At 56.6% G+C, this 19397-nt stretch carries 13 protein-coding genes; 7 read left to right on the top strand and 6 right to left on the bottom strand.

Annotated elements, in window-relative coordinates; translation table 11 throughout:
* Positions 1-278 precede the first annotated feature (278 nt).
* A complete protein-coding gene (gene pheT / locus A3850_RS18620; RefSeq protein ID WP_068220795.1) occupies positions 279-2732 on the top strand; it encodes a phenylalanine--tRNA ligase subunit beta in 2454 nt (817 codons plus the stop codon).
* 93 nt (positions 2733-2825) lie between these two features.
* Here the strand turns inward: pheT and A3850_RS18625 are convergent, their stop codons facing one another.
* Positions 2826-3716, bottom strand: a complete 891-nt coding sequence (locus A3850_RS18625; protein WP_068220800.1) for a M57 family metalloprotease — start codon at positions 3714-3716, stop codon at positions 2826-2828.
* 333 nt (positions 3717-4049) lie between these two features.
* On the opposite strand from A3850_RS18625, the gene A3850_RS18630 reads away from it, so the two are divergent.
* From A3850_RS18630 to A3850_RS18650, 5 genes are all read left to right on the top strand, one after another.
* Positions 4050-5552: a hypothetical protein gene (locus A3850_RS18630; RefSeq protein ID WP_068220803.1), complete on the top strand. Its 1503-nt coding sequence runs from the start codon at positions 4050-4052 to the stop codon at positions 5550-5552.
* 298 nt (positions 5553-5850) lie between these two features.
* Complete coding sequence (locus tag A3850_RS20265) at positions 5851-6168, top strand: hypothetical protein (RefSeq protein WP_068220806.1); 318 nt, start codon at positions 5851-5853, stop codon at positions 6166-6168.
* 4 nt (positions 6169-6172) lie between these two features.
* Positions 6173-6475, top strand: a complete 303-nt coding sequence (locus A3850_RS18640; protein ID WP_068220809.1) for a cell division protein ZapA — start codon at positions 6173-6175, stop codon at positions 6473-6475.
* A gap of 75 nt (positions 6476-6550) precedes the next feature.
* Positions 6551-8239 (top strand): ribonuclease Y, encoded by a 1689-nt coding sequence (gene rny, locus A3850_RS18645; RefSeq protein WP_068220812.1) that lies wholly within the window; start codon positions 6551-6553, stop codon positions 8237-8239.
* 516 nt (positions 8240-8755) lie between these two features.
* Positions 8756-9736, top strand: a complete 981-nt coding sequence (locus A3850_RS18650) for a hypothetical protein (protein ID WP_068220816.1) — start codon at positions 8756-8758, stop codon at positions 9734-9736.
* Positions 9737-9837: 101 nt separating this feature from the next.
* Here A3850_RS18650 and A3850_RS18655 read toward each other — a convergent pair whose 3' ends face one another.
* The 3 genes from A3850_RS18655 to A3850_RS18665 all read right to left on the bottom strand — a co-directional run bounded on the left by A3850_RS18655 (position 9838) and on the right by A3850_RS18665 (position 14936).
* Positions 9838-12597, bottom strand: a complete 2760-nt coding sequence (locus A3850_RS18655) for an ATP-binding protein (protein ID WP_197494114.1) — start codon at positions 12595-12597, stop codon at positions 9838-9840.
* 266 nt (positions 12598-12863) lie between these two features.
* Positions 12864-14033: a hypothetical protein gene (locus A3850_RS18660; protein ID WP_157501448.1), complete on the bottom strand. Its 1170-nt coding sequence runs from the start codon at positions 14031-14033 to the stop codon at positions 12864-12866.
* A 189-nt stretch (positions 14034-14222) separates the two neighbouring features.
* On the bottom strand, positions 14223-14936 hold the full coding sequence (locus tag A3850_RS18665) for a DUF2461 domain-containing protein (protein WP_068220825.1): 714 nt from the start codon (positions 14934-14936) through the stop codon (positions 14223-14225).
* A 114-nt stretch (positions 14937-15050) separates the two neighbouring features.
* On the opposite strand from A3850_RS18665, the gene A3850_RS18670 reads away from it, so the two are divergent.
* On the top strand, positions 15051-16871 hold the full coding sequence (locus tag A3850_RS18670) for an ABC transporter ATP-binding protein (RefSeq protein WP_068220828.1): 1821 nt from the start codon (positions 15051-15053) through the stop codon (positions 16869-16871).
* A gap of 75 nt (positions 16872-16946) precedes the next feature.
* Here the strand turns inward: A3850_RS18670 and A3850_RS18675 are convergent, their stop codons facing one another.
* Complete coding sequence (locus tag A3850_RS18675; RefSeq protein ID WP_068220831.1) at positions 16947-18809, bottom strand: peptide MFS transporter; 1863 nt, start codon at positions 18807-18809, stop codon at positions 16947-16949.
* Positions 18810-19012: 203 nt separating this feature from the next.
* Positions 19013-19378, bottom strand: a complete 366-nt coding sequence (locus A3850_RS18680) for a hypothetical protein (RefSeq protein ID WP_068220834.1) — start codon at positions 19376-19378, stop codon at positions 19013-19015.
* Between the last annotated feature and the right edge of the window lie 19 nt (positions 19379-19397).

A 19397-nucleotide genomic window follows, 5' to 3' on the forward strand; every position in this document is an offset into this window, starting at 1 on the left:
GGAGTTAACAAAGATGCGCCAATAATTACGATGTAACGGAAAAAAGTCGGCCGTTACGCAATAATTAACGGTTCAGTCCATTGCGTCGCTCGATCATCGCTTCTTGCTCCCTTAGTTGGCACCTGCGGCAGCGCCCCGTTCTACGTCTATTCAGCTCCACCATACCTTATATATAAGGTCATTTATCACCCGATTTTGCTCAGCGCTCGGTAAAGGCGAGCAATCGCTACGACCGCTAAGGGACTGACTATTACCTTTGCCCGCCCAAGAAAAAAACTATGAAAGTTTCCCTCAACTGGTTGCGCCAGTACCTTGATATCGACCTGGACGCGGAAAGCATCGGCCAGATCCTCACCGGCACCGGGCTGGAGGTAGAGGGCATGGAAAAAGTGGAATCCATCCCCGGCGGTTTGGCTGGCCTTGTCGTCGGCCACGTCCTGGAATGCGGCAAGCACCCCGGGGCCGATCGCCTGTCCCTAACCAGGGTCGATACCGGCGCGGGAGAACCCGTTTCTATCGTCTGCGGTGCTCCCAACGTCGCCGCCGGTCAGTACGTGATCGTGGCCACGGTCGGCGCCAAACTTTACCCCAATGAGGGTGACCCCTTTACTATCAAAAAAGGTAAGATCCGCGGCGAAGTTTCCGAAGGCATGATCTGCGCCGAAGACGAGATCGGCCTCGGCCAGAGCCACGACGGCATCATGGTCCTCGACCAGGAATACGCCCCCGGCACCCCGGCGGCCACCGTTTTTGAGCTCGAAGAAGACTACGTTTACGACATCGGCCTGACGCCCAACCGCTCCGACGCAACGAACCACCTGGGCGTAGCTTTTGACCTCGCCGCGGCGCTGAACGTGTTGCACGACAAGAATGTCAGGGTAGAGCGCCCCGACGTCAGCGCCTTTCAGGCCGGCGATGCGGCTCCGGTCAAGGTGACCGTCCACGATGCCACCCAGGCACCACGTTACGCGGGCCTGACCATCGAAAATTTGACCGTCGCTCCCAGCCCGGACTGGCTTCGGCAGCGCCTGCAGGCCATCGGCGTCAAGTCCATCAACAACGTAGTGGACGTGACCAACTTCGTACTGCACGAACTCGGCCAGCCCCTCCACGCTTTCGATTTAGATAAGATGGCCGGCGGCGAGATCCACGTAGAAAAACTACCTGAAGGCACCAAATTCACCTCCCTCGACGAGGTGGAGCGCACCCTCAGCGCGGACGATCTGATGATCTGCGATGGCCTGCACCAACCCATGTGTATCGCCGGCGTTTTCGGCGGTCTTGATAGCGGCGTGAGCGATACGACCACCCGCATCTTCCTCGAAGCCGCTCATTTCGAGGCCGGCACCACCCGCCGCAGCAGCATGCGCCACACCCTCCGCACGGACGCCGCCCGCGTATTCGAAAAGGGCAGTGACCCGAACGTGACGGTTTTCGCCCTCAAACGCGCCGCCCTCCTCCTCGAAGAACTGGCCGGCGGAAAAGTCACCAGCCAGCTGCTCGATCTCTACCCTAACCCGGTGGAACCGCTGAAAATTAAAGTGCGTGACCAAAAGATCCGTGAAGTCATCGGCGCAGATCTGGCGCGGACGCAGGTGCGGGGGATTTTGGAAAGCATGGATATGGGTGTCTCGGCACTGGATGACGAGACGCTGGAAGTAGCCGTCCCCACCAACAAATCGGACGTAACGCGGGAGATTGACGTGATTGAAGAAATACTGCGGATCTACGGTTTCGACAACGTACCGATCCCCGGCGAGATCACCACCGCCATGATCGTGGCCCCCAACCCGGACCCGAACTACATCCGTGAACTGACGGGTGACCTCCTCGTCGCTAACGGCTTCTACGAAATGATGGCCCTCTCCCTCGACGAAAGCCGCTACTACCAGGAAAAGGGAGAAGAAGGACAGCTGGAAGGCGTCGTTTACATTAACAACACCAGCAACGTCCACTTGGACATCATGCGCCCGGGGATGCTGCAGAGCGCCCTCGAAACGGTGGCCCACAACCACAACCGCCAACAGCAGGACTTGCGCCTTTTCGAATTCGGCCGTACTTACCACCTCGACCGGGAGAAAAACAGCCCCTACCAGGAGGTGAACCACCTGACGCTGACGTTGACCGGCCGCAAAACCGCCGAATCCTGGCACGGCGGACAGGCTAAAAACGACGCCAACTTCTACACCCTGAAGGCAGCCGTGGAAATCGTCCTTAAACGCCTCGGCGTGGATAATTACCGGACCGCCGAGGTAGAAGGCGACGACTACCAATTCGGCCTCCGTTACCACAAGGGGCCGATGGTACTGGCCGACTTCGGGCTCGTCCACACCAAACAACTGAAGCAACGGCAGATCAAATCCGACGTCTACTTCGCGGACCTCAACTGGGATAACATCCTTAAGGTTTTACCGAAGAAGCCAGTCCAGGTACAAACGCCGAGCAAGTATCCCTCCCTGCGGCGGGACCTCGCCCTGATCGTCCGAAAAGACGTCAAGTTTGCCGACATCGAGCGCCTGGCCCGCAAGGCGGAGAAGAAGTTCCTCACCGCCGTCAACCTGTTCGACGTGTACGAGAACGACGAGCAGTTGGGAGCAGGGAAGAAGAGCTACGCCGTCAGCTTCCAGTTGGAATCCGATAGCAAGACCCTTTCCGAAAAGGAAGTGGACAAAGCCATGCGGGGGATAGAGGGCAGCCTGACGAAGCAGTTGTCCGCGGAAGTACGGCGGTAGCAGAGACAGCGCTAACCGGGGCATCCCCAAAAATAAAGCCCCCGCTGGATGATCCGGCGGGGGCTTTTTGCTTGGTAGTCGAGGAGCTGATGCTTAGAACAACCAGCGCAGCGCGACCCGGTCGTAGTAGCTGAACTCACCGTCCGTGTCAGAAGGCCAGCAGGCGTTCATTTGGGAGTCGGTGTCGTAGCCTGCCGGCGTTCCGGGGATGCGCTGGGCGCCGGAAGAGCTCTGCCCTTCGTTGCTAAATCCACGGTTACAGGAGGAACGGTCGAAGAAATCCGTGTGGCGCAGGCCCAGGCAGTGGCCGATCTCGTGGCCGATCACGTGTTCGTTAGCCTGGCTATCCTCGTTGTCCATCCCCGTAAAGATGCGGACCCACTTATAGGGGTTCCCGTTGTTGTACGGGAAACCGGCCCGGCCGCCGGCGGTGGATTCGCTGTCGTCGCGGTAGACGACAATGTCGTAGAAGAGGTTGTTCCACCAGGACTTGTTGCCGAACTCCAGCTCGAGGTCGATCGTCAGGTTGAGGGCGTTGTAATTGGCCACGGCGTAACGAAGGCCGCGCTGTTGCTCCGCGTTCAGCCCGTCGGAGCCACCCGTGGAGCCCAGGATCTTAATGGTACGTTTCGTCACCCGGTTATTGGTGCGGTACTGCTTTTCGTCGTCGCCGGAAAAGGACTGGTAGAGCTTGAGTTGCTCCTTGGTCATCTCAATATCGTCGCTGACGACGTAGACGGTTTCGACGGTGCCGTCCGGGCGGGTGACTTCCTGGCGAATCGGGTTGCTGTAGTCTTCGGTCTGGCTCTGAATGTGGGCGAGGAGCGCGTCGTGGAGTTCCGGCCGGTCGGCGTCCTGGTGGTCGTTGTAGTCGTGGGTGACCTCCTCAACTGGTTGTGGGTTGGCGAGGCCTTCGTTGTCGGATTCGCAGCTGGAGAAAACGCCGACGGCGCAGAGGATGAAAAGGATGAACGTGTGTTTCATGGTGAATATGGATTAAAGAATGAATGAATAGTTCCTTCCACGCACAGCGATGGTGGGGGCGCGGTGGCCCGTTGTTTATACCAATACTGTTGAGGGGAAGTAGTACCGACCGTTGACGAATGACACTCACCGGCCGGTTACGTAAAGTTCATACCGGATGCAGACCAAGCGTTACGGCGGGCAAGAGAAAAATCGCTCACACGGCCGGTTTGGGGGGTGCTCATATAAGGCCGCAAAATTTCCTAAAAAGTTTTTCCCCGTAACGCAGCGCCGGCAACGGGCATAGAAAAGCAGTAACGCTGGAGAGAGCCTTCGGCGAGAAAAATCTTGACCATGACACTTTTCCAGGGAGGTACCTTCCACCGCAACGCCGCCGGCCAAATGATCAAGTCGGCCAACATTGAAATCGTTTTCACTCCGGAACACGGAGGCCGCCGCCGCCGCGTCACTAGTGGCAGCAGTGGGCGGTACAGTATTTCGTTACCTACCGGCCGCTACCGGGCGGAAGGTTTTCAAGGGGGCCGCCGCGTCTTCAGTACGGGAACTGGCTTTGTCGTCGCCCGGCGGGAACGGCAGACCTTCAACCTGATTATTTCCGGGGCACCACCGGCCAATTTTCGGGTGGAGTGGCCCATCCGCCCCCTGTGGCTCCGGCTTAACGGGGCGGACGGGTGGTTGGGCAACCCGACTACGGCGCTACGTACTTGCCCCAAACCCTGGAACCGGGGCCGGTTCACCCACTTTGAAGGCGGGTCCATCTACCATACCCCCAGTACCGGTGCCATTGCAATCCCCAGGGTAATTTTTGACGTATGGGCACGGCACGGCCACGAAAGGGGCGTGCTGGGTTTCCCCTGCCCTAAGCACTGGGGGCGCAACCTTTCCGCTTACCGCTTGAACCACCGGGACAGTAAGGTCCACCTCTTTGAAGGGGGCGTCCTCGTACTCCGGCCGAGCGGGACGGTAAGGGTAATCCTACATTCCGCCGTAACCGCCAGCCAGTTCAATACCCGTACGTGGAGTAAGCACGGGGAGATCAATAAGGACAGCCGGCCCTTCGTCGGGGCGCAGGGGCTCACCTATCATCCGGGGAACAGTGCCGCCGAACGCCGGTGGTTCGTCACCAAACACAGCAGCAGTTTGCCCGATCTGGACCAGATCGCCAAACTGGACAAGCACTTCAAAACGGTTCACGCCACCAACAACCTGGGTAATACGGTGGGTACGGACCACGCCGGTGATTGCGACGCCTGGCAAAACCGGATCTACGTGGCTTGCCAAGTCCCTCACTCCGTCGCGGTGCTGAACCGTAACCTCAAATTGCTGAGTAACGAAACACTGAAGCCCAGGGAGGACGGTGCCTTCCCCCTCGGCCAGGACAAACTTCCCTGGTGCGCCGTCAACCCCTGCGACGGGTTACTGTATACTTCCGTCTTTGACAATACGGACAAGATCCACGGCTTCGACATTCGCCGGGGATACCGGTACACGAAGACGATCACCATCGACCGGAAGATCGACCGGATCCAGGGGGGTGCCTTTACGCCAAACGGGATGCTCGTACTGGCCTCCGATGATCGGCGGGACCAATCCTTTGCCTACCTCAAGGTTTTCAACGGGCACTCCGGTGCTCTACTCGCCAGCCGTTCGGTGGAGCGGAAGTGGACGGACTCTACCTTTTCCGATCAAGAAATTGAAGGGGTGTGCTTTGCTCCGCGCGTCCCTTACGGAAAATGGACAGCCCTGCACACGATCATCATTAAAACGAACGTGCCCAATCGCCAGTGTTGGATCAAGCATTACCACATTCCGTCCGACCAGCTAAAGTGGTTGTAGGCTGGCGTAAGCGTTCCGCATCAACTAAATTCGGTCTTTTGGTCAGGCACCATTACGGTGGCCGGAGGGTTGGTTGAATGAATAGCGTTCCATCCTGCCATCCCCAATTTTTGGCACCTGCGGCAGCGCCACGCAGTTAGTCCCGCACTTAGTCGGGGCGCCCTGTTGGCCGACTGGAGCTGATGGCCTCATTCAACAAAGCAGGTGGTTAACTAAAAACATATTTGTTGTAACTTGGCCCGCGAACCCGTGACTGCGGGGAGATTTCACTTTTCCGACGTCACACCTTACGTAAACCATGGAACCGTTAGACTTACTTGACGGCCTGGAAATTAAACTCCGGCAACTTGCTGCTTCATCGGACCGCCAACGGGCGGACAATGAGCGGTTGGTGAACGAGAACCAACAACTAAAACGGGAACTCGACCGCCAGACTGGCATCGTGACCTCGTTAAAAGATAAATTAGCCCGTAACCAGACGGGCGCCGGCGAGGCCGTCAGTGATGATGCCCCTGCAAACGCTTCCTCCGCCGCCACTCACGCCGTGGACCGGGAGACGATCGAATTCTGTCTGCAGGAAATTGACCGGTGCCTGGAATGGCTACAACGCAACTGACCCCATGGCAAGCCCCAACCAGGATCTTCAATCCATCATCGTGATGATTGCCGGCCGACCTTACCCTCTGCGGGTCAAGGCCCGGGAGGAGAAGAACGTCCGGGAAATGGCCGACGAGATCAATGAACGCTTTAATGACTACCAGGTCAAGTTCAGTGATCGCGACAAGATGGACTGCCTCGTCATGACCCTGCTTACCTACGCCGATGAACTGCGCAACGTGCGCGCTAACGGTGACAATAGCCAGAACGGCGAGCTCTCGAAGCGTTTACAAACGCTGCACGAGCTGGTGGAAGGGATGCTCTAATTTATCGATGTTGGGATTTTCCTGCCGGACTAGGACACGCTAGCCCCACCGGTTCCCTACAATCGATACCAACCCATGGAATTTATTTATGCAATCGTCGGCCTCATCGTCGGTGTAGTTGCGATGTTCTTCGTCGCTTCCGGGCAAAAGAAAGCCCTCCTGGCGGATAAGCAAACCAAGGATACCACCACGAAAGCTCAGGCGGACAAGCTCCTCGCTGACGCCAAGCTGAAAGCCGAGAAAACCGTTTCCGAAGCCCAACTGAAGGCAGAGAAAACCTTCTCCGAATTCAAGGACAAGCAGGAGCAATTCAAGAAACAAAAGATCAAGGAAAGCCGGGATAAATTCCAGCGTTTCAAGGATGAGTTCAAGCAAGAAAAGGCCGACGAGCTCGTCGAACTCAAGGAAAAACGCGCCGCCCTGAAGGAGGAAGCGGACGCGATGAAAGAAGAGCGCGCCGGCTTCCAGAAGGAACGGGACGCCATCAACAAGGAACAGAAAGCCCTCATTCAGGAAGAGCAAAAGCTTACCCAACGCAACAAGAAACTCGACGAAGAACTCGCCCGCGCCAAACAGAAGCAGGAAGAACTGGATACCCAGCACGAGCGCTTCACCAGTGAGCTCGAGCGTATCTCCAACCTCACCGCTGACGAAGCCAAGCAACGACTGCTGGAGGACGTCAAACAACAGACCGCCAACGAAGCCCTTAACCTCAAGCGCCAACTCCTCGAGGAAGCCCAGAGCGAAGCGGCTAAGGACGCGCGCAAGATCATTATTAACACGATCCAACGCATTGGTGCCGCGGAAACAATTGAGAATACCGTCTCCACTTTCTCCCTCGATAGCGACAACGTGAAGGGGCAGATCATTGGCCGCGAAGGCCGGAACATCCGCGCCATCGAGACGGCCACCGGTTGTGAATTGGTAGTGGACGACACGCCGGAGACGATCGTTATCTCCAGCTTTGACCCCATCCGCCGGGAGATCGCCCGCCTTTCCCTGAAGCGCCTAGTCACTGACGGTCGGATCCACCCCGCCCGCGTGGAGGAGGTCGTCAACAAGGTCAAGAAAGAAATGAACACCCAGATCATGGAGATCGGTAAAAAGACCGTCGTCGAGCTCGACATCCACGGCCTGCCGAACGATCTGATCCGCTACGTTGGCCGGATGCGCTTCCGCTCCAGCTACGGGCAGAACCTACTGCGCCACTCCATCGAGACGGCCCACCTTTGTGCTACGATGGCCGCCGAAATGGGCATGAGCAAGAAGATGATCAAGCTGGCCAAACGCGCCGGCCTCCTCCACGACCTCGGTAAAGTTGCCGATGAGGATACGGAACTCAGCCACGCCCTCTACGGCATGCAGGTGGCCGAAAAGCTGAACGAGCACCCCATGGTCGTCAACGCCATCGGTGCCCACCACGACGAGATCGAGATGAACAATATCCTTTCTCACATCATCCAGGCCTGTGACGCCATTTCCGGAGCCCGCCCCGGTGCCCGCCGGGAGGTGCTGGACGGTTACATCAACCGCATCAAGGAGTTGGAAGAGATTGCGGTGAAGAACGACGGCGTCAGTTCTGCCTTTGCTATGCAGGCAGGCCGCGAGCTCCGCGTCATGGTCGAAGCTGACCAGGTTTCTGACCAGCACGCGGAAGAGCTATCGTTCAAGATCAGCCAGGAGATTCAGGAGAATATGCAGTACCCAGGGCAGATCAAGGTGATGGTGATCCGGGAGAAGCGGGCGGTTAATTTTGCTCGGTAGATTACGTGCCTCCGGCGGTTTCCTTGTACGGCTCTATTTCGGAGAGCGGGGGAGGTTGGGGAGGCCTCCGGCGGTTTTGCGTGGAATAGTTTCGCAGGAGTTCAAGAGATTGGGAGAACCAGAGTTTTTTAGATGCTTCGCATCATGTGGATTATTCTAGCCGCACGTAGCGTTTATACTTTCAGAGAAATTGTCCCGGAGGGACAAGCAAGTTAGCCCAGGGTCAAGGAGGCCATAGGCCGAACGACCCTGGGTTTTCGTTAATCAATGCCGCATTGCCACACGACCCTGGGTTTTCATCATTTACTAAGGCAAAGTCGTACGACTCCGGATTGCCGGTAATTCCCGCCACAACGTTTTGTTTTGCCCCGGAGGGGTAAACCTAGTAGCCCGGGGTTGGATCGGAACGATCTCGCCCCGGGTTTTCGTTATTTCCAGGGTTTTCGTTGTTTTCGTGGTTTTCGTTGTTTCCCTTTTCAACCCATCCCCCCATCCTACCCGTTAAAGGCAGACCCCATGCCTACGCTCGCCACCGTCGCCTTAGTTTTTCTCTTCTCCCTTTCCCTCAGTGGGCAAGGGGTATCTTTATTCGATGCCGCCCATGCTTCGGGAGATACCCTGGTCGTGGAGCTCGAGGTGGATTTTAAACGTCTGCTCCGGAAGAAGATCGGCCGATCCTTTCTCGCGGCGCCGGCAACAATTTCCTTTGGGGGTACGATCATACCGTTGTCGGCGAAGGTGCGGCGCCGGGGCAACGCGCGCCTCGAGCAGTGCGCCCTACCCGGTCTGAAACTGCGTTTTAATAAGGATGCCTTACGCCGTGCCGGTTACGCCGGCAAAATGAACGATTGGAAACTCGTCCTGCCCTGCTACGGCCGGCCCAGCGCCCAGACTTTTCTGCGGCGGGAAGCCTTTGCTTACGATCTCTATGCATTGCTCCACGACAAACACGTCCGGACGATCCCAGCCCGTTTAAAGGTGGGCGAGCGGGAGATGCCCATCTTTCTGATCGAGCACTCGGAGCAGATCGCCGCCCGCTTTGGCGGCTACGAATATCCGGACGACCGCCTCAGTTCCCGATCTTTGGAAAGGGAGAGTTACGTGCGCCTCTGCCTGTTCAACTACCTGATTCAGAATACTGACTTCAACGTATTCAATCTGCATAACTTAGCCGTCATTGGGCGGGAGGGCACGGATCTCTTCACGCCGTTCCCCTACGATTTTGATTACTCTGGTTTGGTTGGTGCCCCATACGCCGTCCCTGCTGAAGCCCTCGGCACGGACTCCATCTACGAACGCCTTTGGCGCGGCCGTAACGTCACGGCAGCAGAGATTGCCCAGCAAGTCGCCTATTTTGAGTCTCGCAGGGACGATATCTACGCGCTGGTCAACAGCTATTTCGTCGGCAGCAAAAGCGAACGCCGTAGGATTAATGGCATGGTGGATAGCTACTACCGCGACGTGAAAAAACTATCAACTGTTGGGCGTCCAGATTAATCCGAGACTAACAATTTGGCGCTGACGCGGGTGCGAGGTTGGGGATGGAGTGGCGAGTTGCGAGTATCGAGTTGCAAGTCTCTAGTATCGAGTTGCGAGCGCTACTTTTCACCACTCTCCACGTACTGACTGGGCGCTACCCCGTACCGCTCCCGAAACTGCTTAGCAAAATAGGTCGCCGAACTAAAGCCACAAGCGTACGCTACCTCCTTAACGGAAACACTCCCGGCAGCGAGTAATTGGGCCGCGCGTTGGAGGCGGATGGACTGGATGAATTGATTGGAGGACTGGTCCACCAAAGAGCGCAGTTTGCGGTTGAGGCCGCTACGGCTCGTTTCCATTTCGGCGGCTAATTCGTCAACACTGAGGGTGGAGGAATCCAGGTTGGCCTCGACGTAGGCCACCGCTTTTTCCATAAAGTCACGGTCCAGCGAGGAAACGGCAATTTCACTCGGGGCCACCGTAATGCTGGTTGCAAACCGCTCCCGCAGGACCTGGCGGGAACGGATGAGGTTGCTGGCCTGCATGAGCAGTTCCCGCACGTCGAACGGTTTGGTAAGGTAGGCGTCGGCCCCCTCCTCCAAGCCGGTGATCCGGTCGGTACGGTCGGTGCGGGCCGTCAGCAGGATGATGGGGACGTGGCTCGTGCGGAGGTCGGCCTTGAGGGCGCGGCAGACTTCGTACCCGTCCTTCTTCGGCATCATGAGGTCACTGATAATGAGGTCCGGTGGGTCGGCCAGGGCGAGGCGGATTCCTTCGGCACCATCCCGCGCCAGGGTGACGGCGTAGTGGGGAGTGAGCATTTGTTGGATGAAGTCCCGGATCTCATCGTTGTCCTCAACTAATAATAGGTTGGCCAAATCTCCAGCGGAGGCTTCGCCCCGGAGGGGACCGACATGAGTGGTAGGATATTCCGGTTCCAATAAGGGTTTCCCTACCGTAGAAGTGGCTACGATTTCGTGGCTCTCCAAGTGTGCATTGCCGAGTGGTAATTTCACGGTGAAGGTTGTGCCCTCGCCCAGTTTACTTTGCACACCCACCTCACCGTGGTGGAGGTGAGTCATTTCCCTCACGAGGGCCAATCCGATTCCGGTTCCCTGCTTGCCAGTGCGGTCGGTACCCGCCATAAAAAAGCGATCGAAGATATTGGTCAGGGTTTCCGGTCCGATGCCGGGGCCCGTGTCCCTAATGCGCACGACCAATTGCCCCGCATCCTGCGACAGCGCCAAATTGACTTGCCCGCCGGCCGGCGTGAACTTCAGGGCGTTGGATAGGAGATTGTAAAAGATGCGGTCAGTCTTCCCTTGATCGAAATAAAGCATAACTGGTGAATCCGGCGCATCCAGCGTAAGGGTGATCTGCCGTTGGGCGGCGAGGGATTCGTAAGCACTCACCAGGCGGCGGAAGTAGACCGCAAAATCATCGTAACTGGCCTGAAGATCCATGGCCTGCGCGTCCAGCCGGGAGAGATCGAGTAACTGATCCACCAGTTCTAATTGGCGTTCGGCATTGACTTCGGCGGTGCGCAGCATGGCCAGATCGTTGGCGTCCTCGGTGTTATCGATGACCTGCCGCAGCGGGCCGAGCATGAGCGTTAACGGCGTGCGAAACTCGTGAGTGATGTTGGCGAAAAATTTACTCCGCAGCGCGCCACTTTCGCGGATGACTTCATTCTGCTGCCGCAACTCGTTAAAGCCGCTGAAAAGCTCACGGAAAAGGAACCCGCCGAAGATGACGGTACTGGCCTCGAAGAGGTAATTAGAAAAGCGAAATCTCGGTATGATACCGACGATCAATAGCAAGGAGAGGACGCTCCCGACAAAGAGGAACGTAATGCCCACCAGGAGTACCCGGGCCTGCGACACGCCACGCCAGGCCAGGACCCCGATCATGGTAAACGTATAAATTGTCCAAATCAGGTAAAGCCCATTTTCATAGATCATTACCTTAGAGAGATTGGTCGGCGAAAACCACAGGACACTGGAAAGGGGAATGGCCATCGTGAGGGCCGTAAGGCCCAAGTAAACGTATACCCCGCGGGGAAGCCTGGTGAAAGCCTCCACGTAATCAACGACAAATAATGCCAGGAATAAGAAGACGGCAGCAACCGCCCAGTGCTCAAAAACCGAGTGCCCCCAAACGTTACCTCCGGGGAAACTGAGCGAAAAAATGGACTTATCCATTAAAAAATAAACACCGAAAGCGAGCATGACCCCGGCGAAATAGAGGAACAAACGCGCCCGCAGGAGCCAGTAAGCCAACACGCCAATACCACAAAAGAGGAGGAGGACTCCGAAGAAAAAATAGCCCGCCGCCCCGCGCTCTACCAGGCGCCGCCACTGGCGCTCGGGGTTAACCAGCTGAATGAGGAAAGGGCAACAGCGCTCCACGCTTTCTCCGTAACTCGCCCGTAAGTAAACGGTACGGGTAGCCCCGGGGGGAAGTACTAATTGTACGTAAGGGTCAGTGCGGTATAAATCCTTTTCGGCAACCGGCACCGCCGCGCCCACCGGAACGGTTCGGATTACCTGGTTATTCTCGACTACGTAAGCTTCTCCCCGCTCTACAAATAGGTAGTAGTTGATCAATTTTATGACCTCTCGCTCCGTGGTGTTGGTAAGCCTTATTCGAAACCAGGCAGCGTAGTCCTGATCTACCCGTGCCAGATCGCCGTGAAGGCCAAAGGGTGTGGTGGAATCGCTCAAGATATCTTCCAGCTCCAGTTGCCCGGAGGTATCCGCAAAGGCCCGCAGTAATTCTTCGGGAATGGTGAGCACCTCGTCTGTGTGGTCCGAATATTCGTAGACTGGGAAGGCGGACTGGGCCGGCAGCCAGTTTACCACGAGCAATAACCCCAACAACAGCGCTGCCCGAAAATTAAGTTTAAATGGATTGACAGCTAAACTGGGGGATGAACCGCAAAAGGTCACGCCCAAAAGTAACAATAATGGTGAACAGTGATCGAGGACCACGTTCACCATTATTGCAATAGGTAATAATCATTCGGGCCAACGATCGGGGCCGCTGGAGCTCCAACTATATGGATAAAATACACGTGAGACAGTGTTATTTTCCGAGTGCCCTATTTGTTACTGAGGCTGAATTCTGATCAGACATGCAAGTCACCTTATTCCATCAGCACTTTACCGCTTCCCAGTAATCTTCCTTCGGCGGAGAGGAAGGAGTAGATGTACACGCCTGGCCGCACCAGCGGTGAGGGAATGATGGAGATAATATCCGTAGCAGCCCCAATACTTTGGCGATGGACCGGACGCCCATCCAAACTCCGCAATACAAAGGTGGAGCGGGCCGGAATAGCTTCGCTGAATGCAAAGGAAAGCCGACTTCCAGCCGGCGCTGGATTAGGGTACACGGCGCTCCGGAGCAAGGCCGGGTTGCTCACCGAAGTAATCCCCTGGCGCTGGGGGCGGAAGATGGTGGCGTCGCCCGCAGTACTCGTGTTGTAGCGGAAAAGGGGTGCCCCAATATCCGTGAGGCCATAAAATTCATAAATGGTATCCGCGGCCATTGCGCCCTGCGTCAACTGAAAAGCTGCCAGCAATGGAGCCGGGGCCGGCGCGCCGCCCAGAAAGATGCTGTCCGTACTGGTTTCGATGGATCTCACCAGCAGTACCTCGTACTCAACGTTGGGCGCATTGCCCATGTCGCCGCGGAGGATCAACTGGCCGTAGCCGATGACTTCTCGCTCAGCACGGTTAACACCACGCCGCTCGCCCGGTGTTCCATTGAGGCCGAACCCGGCTACGCTTAATTCGAATTGTTCGGAGCCGGTGAACTCATCCACCCAGCTACTGCCGAAAGTGGTTGGAAATATCAAGCGGCGAGTGCCGGATTCGCCGACGCGGGCCGCCCGGCCGGGGAAGGTTAAGGTATCCGTGGGGCCACCGGTGAGGGGGGTGATGCCGAAGTTTTGGGTTTCAAAAAAGGTGCCGAGCTCTCCCCAACGTTGTTCGTCCTTCACCTCGTATAGCCCGGAAGGGTACGTAAAGGACTGGAAGGTGTTAGGCGTAGAATAGAAACTGGTCGCGGTGGGGTATTCCGCATTGTCCGCCGCTTCGTAGTTCCGCACCCGGTCGTCGGTGTACTGGACGTTGGAGTAATCCCAGACCTGGTTTTCGCCGCCTTCGGGAATGGCGACTTCAGATTCCCTGGCGACGAAAAAGACATCCGCCCAGGTAGCGGGCCGGTTGAAGCTCTCCGCCGTAATGGTCATCTGAGCAGCGAGGTTAGTGGTTAAAAAAAGTAAGATGAGTGTAGGTAGAGCGATACGATTCATATCAATTCTTTTTGGGTGATCAATGCCCCAAAAGTGGGCTTGCTCACCCTCCAGAGGTGGGTAGAATTGAATCAATCATCCGTACAATTGAGGCGGGAGGTCTACTTCTGGCTAGTGTTCACTCACTTGAACCGATAGTTCAAGTTGGTGGCCCGAAACTGCTACCTATTCGGTCCGCTGATTTCCTTCTTACACAATCACCACCCCATTCCCATCCGTAGTCAACACGTCCGTAAAGTAATCGAAGAAGGGCCGCACCGTCAGTAAAGCCTCGTGGTTCAGATCCAGATAATCGGCCGAGAGGACTTCCTTATCCGTGAAGCGGCGCATCGCGACGAAATTCTTGTAACGCAGCAGGTCGATGTTTTCGTGGTCCTTCGGGAAGCCTTTCGGCGCCGTCTTCAACTTATCGCCCATCAGTTCACCGAAGACGCGTACGAAGTCCTTATCCGCAATAATTGCTCGCAATTCCGAACTGTCCGTGGCCAGTTCGTCGCGGAGCCGTTTCAGGTCATCCCGCTCCGGGTTGTAGAAGCCGCCACCGCAGCAGGAAGAAGGCATCCAATCTCCCTCTTCCCAATTAGCTTCCGGTTTGATCTGAAAGAAGTAGCCGCCACGGCGCAGCTTGCCGTCCCGCGTAAAGCTGCCGGACATACTCCGCTTGTACGGCCGCTTATCCTTACTGAAGCGGATGTCGCGATAGATGCGCTGCAAAACCTTCTTGCCGTTTTGCTCGACGAGCACGTCGGTCTTGGACAAGCGATCCAGTAATTCCGCCGCAAATTCGATCATATTTTCGTGGGCGGCCTCGTACCGTGGCTTGTTTTCGGCGAACCAGTCCCGGTTGTTGTTCCTGTGCAGGTCCTTAATAAATTGCAGGGTGGATTTTTTGATCTTGGTCATGTACAAATATAGTAGTGTAGTCGAGTAGTATTTAGTAGCGTAGTCGGGTAGTCGGGTAGTACGCACTACCCGACTACGCTACTACCCGACTACCATACTGCCTACCTTTACCCCATGCAATCCTTCCGTCGCCTCCTCGGCTACCTGAGTAACTACCGCGGCCTCGTGACGCTGGCGATCATCAGTAATATCCTGACGGCCATTTTTACCGTGACGGCCATCCCCCTTTTCCAACCTTTCCTGGAACTGCTCTTTAAGCGCGTAGAGCCCGTCACCGAGCCGGTGGCGTCCATTAACAACCTGGATGACCTTGCCCAACAGGCCAACTACCTCCTGAGCGAATTCATCGCTGAAGCCGGGCAGGAGACAGCGCTGGCCTACGTCTGTGGCTTCATCCTCCTCAGTTTTCTGGGCAAGAATCTGTTCCGTTACCTGGCCCTGTTTTTCATGTCGCCCGTCCGCAACGGCATCATTCGCGACCTGCGGAACAACTTGTACGACCACCTGCTACACCTCCCCATGAGTTACTTCACGGAGGAGAAAAAGGGGAACCTGCTGAGCCGCATCACGTCGGACGTCCAGGAAGTAGAATCCAGCATCCTCAACGTACTGGAGGCGGTTTTTCGGGAGCCCTTCATCATCATCGGGTCCCTCACCTTTATGATCGTGGTGAGCCCCGGTTTGACGGTCTTCGTCTTCGGCCTCATGATCTTCACCGGCGTGGTGATCGGAGGTATTGGCAAGACACTGAAGAAGAGCAGTGGCGTCATCCAGGAAAAATTGGGGGGCATCGTCAGCCGCACCGAGGAGAGCCTGGGGGGATTGCGCATCATCAAATCCTTCGGGGCGGAAGGGTACCAGCGGGAACGCTTCGGCGAGCTTAACGACAGCTACCGCCACTCCCTCATCCGCTTGATGTGGCGGCGGGATCTCTCCAGCCCGCTCACCGAATTTCTCGGTATCGCCACAGTCGCCCTCCTGCTCTGGTACGGTTCGCGGCGGGTCTTCGGCGGCGAGATGGAGCCGGGCACTTTCCTCACCTTCATCTTCGCATTCTACATGGTCATCGACCCGGCCAAGAACTTCAGTAAGGCCTGGTACAACATCCAAAAGGGACTCGGCGCCCTCACCCGCGTCGAGGAAGTACTCGAGATCAGGAACCCTATCGCCGTTTCCCAGGGGGCGCTGCCGCTGGATGCCATGCAAGTGGGTCTGACGGTGGATAACGTAAGCTTCCGCTATTCCCCCGAAACGGAGGACGTACTCCACAACGTCAGTTTCGACCTCCCAAAGGGAAAGGTAGTTGCCCTAGCCGGCGGCAGTGGTGGCGGGAAATCTACCATCGCCGACCTCCTCCCCCGCTTCTACGACCCGACCGCCGGCCACATCCGGATCGACGGAAAGGACCTCAAGGACTACCGGCTAAAGGACGTCCGCGACCGCTTCGGCATCGTCTCCCAGGAGGCCATTCTCTTCAACGATACGATCTATAACAACATCGCTTTCGGCATGGAAGGCGTCACCCCCGAAAAAGTGGAGGAAGCAGCCCGGGTGGCCAATGCCCACGACTTCATTACCCAATTCCCCAATGGCTACGCGACCAACATCGGTGACCGGGGCAACAAGCTAAGTGGTGGCCAACGCCAACGGCTGACGATCGCCCGCGCCGTCCTCCGCAACCCGGATATCCTGATCCTCGACGAAGCAACCTCCGCCCTCGATTCCGAGTCCGAACGCCTCGTACAAGATGCCCTCCAAAAGTTGATGACCGGCCGCACGGCCCTGGTGATCGCCCACCGCCTCAGCACCATCCAAAACGCCGATGAAATCCTCGTCCTCAGCGAAGGCCGCATCGTCGAGCGGGGTACACACGCGGAGTTAATGGCCCTCGGTGGAGCTTACGGGAAGTTGGTGGCCTTTCAGGAGACTAGGTAGTTTCTAGTTGGTTAGTTTCTAGTCGGGTAGTACGCACTGCGCTACTACCTGACTAGAAACTAACCGACTACGCTACTAATCTATCCCGTGCATCATCTCCTTCATCCAACCACTGATGGCGATGAAGATGATTCCCGCAGTGATGGGGACGATGGCAAACATCAGGAAGAAGCCACTCAGGCCGATGGATTCGGCGATGGGCTCGATGTAGCTACCCGTCAATCCACCAAGGAAGTTGGCGGCGAAGTTGGCCACGAAGAAGATACCGAACATCACCCCGATCAGGCGGACCGGAGCCAGCTTCGAAACGTAGCTGAGGCCAACCGGTGAGATACAGAGCTCACCCAGCGTGTGGAACAGGTAGGCGGCGATTAACCAGAACATACTTACGCTGGCCGTCTCCGCACCTTCGGGGATGCCCATCGCACCGAAGGCAAGGATGGCAAAGCCGAGACCGAGCAGGATCAGGCCCATCGCAAACTTGACGGGGCCACGCTCCAGCAGTTTGAAGCGTTGCTCCCACAGTTTAGCAAAGGCAGGCGCGAAACAGATAATGAAGAGGCTATTAAAGATCTGGAACCATCCGGCGGGCACCTCCAGGCTATCGTCCGTAAACTGCTCGTAAAGCATAATGCCAACCAGGATCCAGACGATCACGAAAGCGATCCCCAGGATGATATTGGCCAGGCTGTAATCCTTGAAAGTGATGCTGAAGAGCTTGAACAGTACCCAAGTAAGGACCATCACCGGAATGACCGTAAGCAGCAAGTTGGCGATGCGGAAGGTCCCGGCGCTATCCGCCGTCAAAGTTCGGTCCGTGTAATCCAGGGCGAAGATGGTCATCGAGCCACCGGCCTGTTCGAAGGCCCACCAGAAAAAGACGATGAAGAAACTGAAGACAAAGATGGAGATGATCCGGTCTCGCTCCACCTTGTACAGGGATTTGTCGGATAGGACCCACCCTACAAATCCCGTCACGGAACCAATGATGATCGGCGTCATGAAGTGGCGGCTGATCGTCTGCAGCATATTATCCTGAGGACCGGCGGCACTGCGGACCACAAAATAGAGAAGTACCGTCACGACGAGGCCGATGGTACCCCACTTGATGGCGCGCGGTCCGTCCTGCCCGTCCCCTTCGGAAACCGGGTGGCCTTCGCCATCAACTACATCACTAAGGCTTTTGGTGAGGTGGCCGTCAATAATAGCGCTGTCTTCTTCGACGGTGGTTGGCGCCTGATTCGTGACCAGGGTGGAGGACAGTGGGTTTTCCGCATCGTAAGCGGCCAATTGGCTGGGGGGCAGACCGATACGACCAAAGATTCCCTGCGCAAAATAGAACTGGATGAGACCAATCAACATGAAGATACCGGCCAGTCCAAAGCCGTAGCTGTAACCGTAGTTGGGGTTCTCCCCGTAGTAGCTACAGAGCAAAATCCCGAGGAAAGCCCCAGCGTTGATGCCCATGTAGAAGATCGTGTAGGCACCATCCTTTAGGTCCGGTTCATCCTGGTAAAGTTGGCCTACGATGGAGGAGATATTCGGCTTAAAGAGGCCATTACCAATTATCAGTAACAGCAGACCGATATAAAAGGCGTATTCAATCTCGAAGGCCATCGCCGCGTGGCCCAGTGTCATCACCAGGGCACCGAGGATGACTGCGTTGCGGTACCCCAGGAATTTATCCGCCAGGATACCACCAATCATCGGCGTGAAGTAGACGAAACCCGTGTAAATACCGTAAAGCGCCAGTGCATCGGCGCGCGACCAGGGCGTATCCCCAAAAGCAATGTCGACGAGGAAGACCACCAACAATACCCGCATCCCGTAGTAAGAAAACCGCTCCCACATCTCGGTGAAGAACAATACGAAAAGGGCGGGCTTCTGCCCAAAAATATTCCCCTCCGCTTTGGGGAGGGCGTCAAAAGAATTGGCCATGGTCAGGATTTAGTCGGGCTAAAGAAACGAAATTTCACCCACCCAACGAACCATTCCTCCCGCGATCGCTTTAAGGCCGACTTAAAGTTGGCTATTCGCACGGAAGACACCCGGTCTAATTGCATCGCACCCGCGGCAGCGCCCACTGGATAAAGAATAGTAAAGTGTAGTCGAGGAACTTTGACGCTCCTTAGCGAGCTCCGCTAAGCCTTAGCCCGAAAGGCAATCAGCGTCCGGCGGATGCTCGCGCCTACCCAACCGCCCAGGCCAGCCGTGATGCCGCCAAACAACGCGGTGATAAGGACGAGCGCCCAGCCGCTCCCTACCCCAAAGGTAACGGCCAGTCGATCACTCAACCGGCCCTCCGTATCGAAATGGACCCAACCCGTGTACATCCCCCACACGAGAAAAGCCGCCAGGAAAGAATAGTAAAAACCGCCCCGCCGCCAAACCGGCAAAAGCCCGGCCGCGACGCCGGCAATAATCGCGGGCGAAAACCAGGGCCAGGAAAAGTGTAGCCCTAGCGCTACTCCACCCATCACGGCAAACAGAAGAAAGAAGCGGTACATAAATGATCTTGTAGGCCTA

Origin of the sequence: Lewinella sp. 4G2 (genome assembly GCF_001625015.1) — a bacterium.
Taxonomy (GTDB): Bacteria; Bacteroidota; Bacteroidia; order Chitinophagales; family Saprospiraceae; genus Neolewinella.

Coding starts and splice junctions, on each gene's coding strand:
- A3850_RS18650 (WP_068220816.1), top strand. CDS start 8,756: ATGCCTACGCTCGCCACCGTCGCCTTAGTTTTTCTCTTCTCCCTTTCC.
- A3850_RS18680 (WP_068220834.1), bottom strand. CDS start 19,378: ATGTACCGCTTCTTTCTTCTGTTTGCCGTGATGGGTGGAGTAGCGCTA.
- A3850_RS20265 (WP_068220806.1), top strand. CDS start 5,851: ATGGAACCGTTAGACTTACTTGACGGCCTGGAAATTAAACTCCGGCAA.
- A3850_RS18670 (WP_068220828.1), top strand. CDS start 15,051: ATGCAATCCTTCCGTCGCCTCCTCGGCTACCTGAGTAACTACCGCGGC.
- A3850_RS18625 (WP_068220800.1), bottom strand. CDS start 3,716: ATGAAACACACGTTCATCCTTTTCATCCTCTGCGCCGTCGGCGTTTTC.
- A3850_RS18630 (WP_068220803.1), top strand. CDS start 4,050: ATGACACTTTTCCAGGGAGGTACCTTCCACCGCAACGCCGCCGGCCAA.
- A3850_RS18640 (WP_068220809.1), top strand. CDS start 6,173: ATGGCAAGCCCCAACCAGGATCTTCAATCCATCATCGTGATGATTGCC.
- A3850_RS18665 (WP_068220825.1), bottom strand. CDS start 14,936: ATGACCAAGATCAAAAAATCCACCCTGCAATTTATTAAGGACCTGCAC.
- A3850_RS18675 (WP_068220831.1), bottom strand. CDS start 18,809: ATGGCCAATTCTTTTGACGCCCTCCCCAAAGCGGAGGGGAATATTTTT.
- pheT (WP_068220795.1), top strand. CDS start 279: ATGAAAGTTTCCCTCAACTGGTTGCGCCAGTACCTTGATATCGACCTG.
- A3850_RS18660 (WP_157501448.1), bottom strand. CDS start 14,033: ATGAATCGTATCGCTCTACCTACACTCATCTTACTTTTTTTAACCACT.
- rny (WP_068220812.1), top strand. CDS start 6,551: ATGGAATTTATTTATGCAATCGTCGGCCTCATCGTCGGTGTAGTTGCG.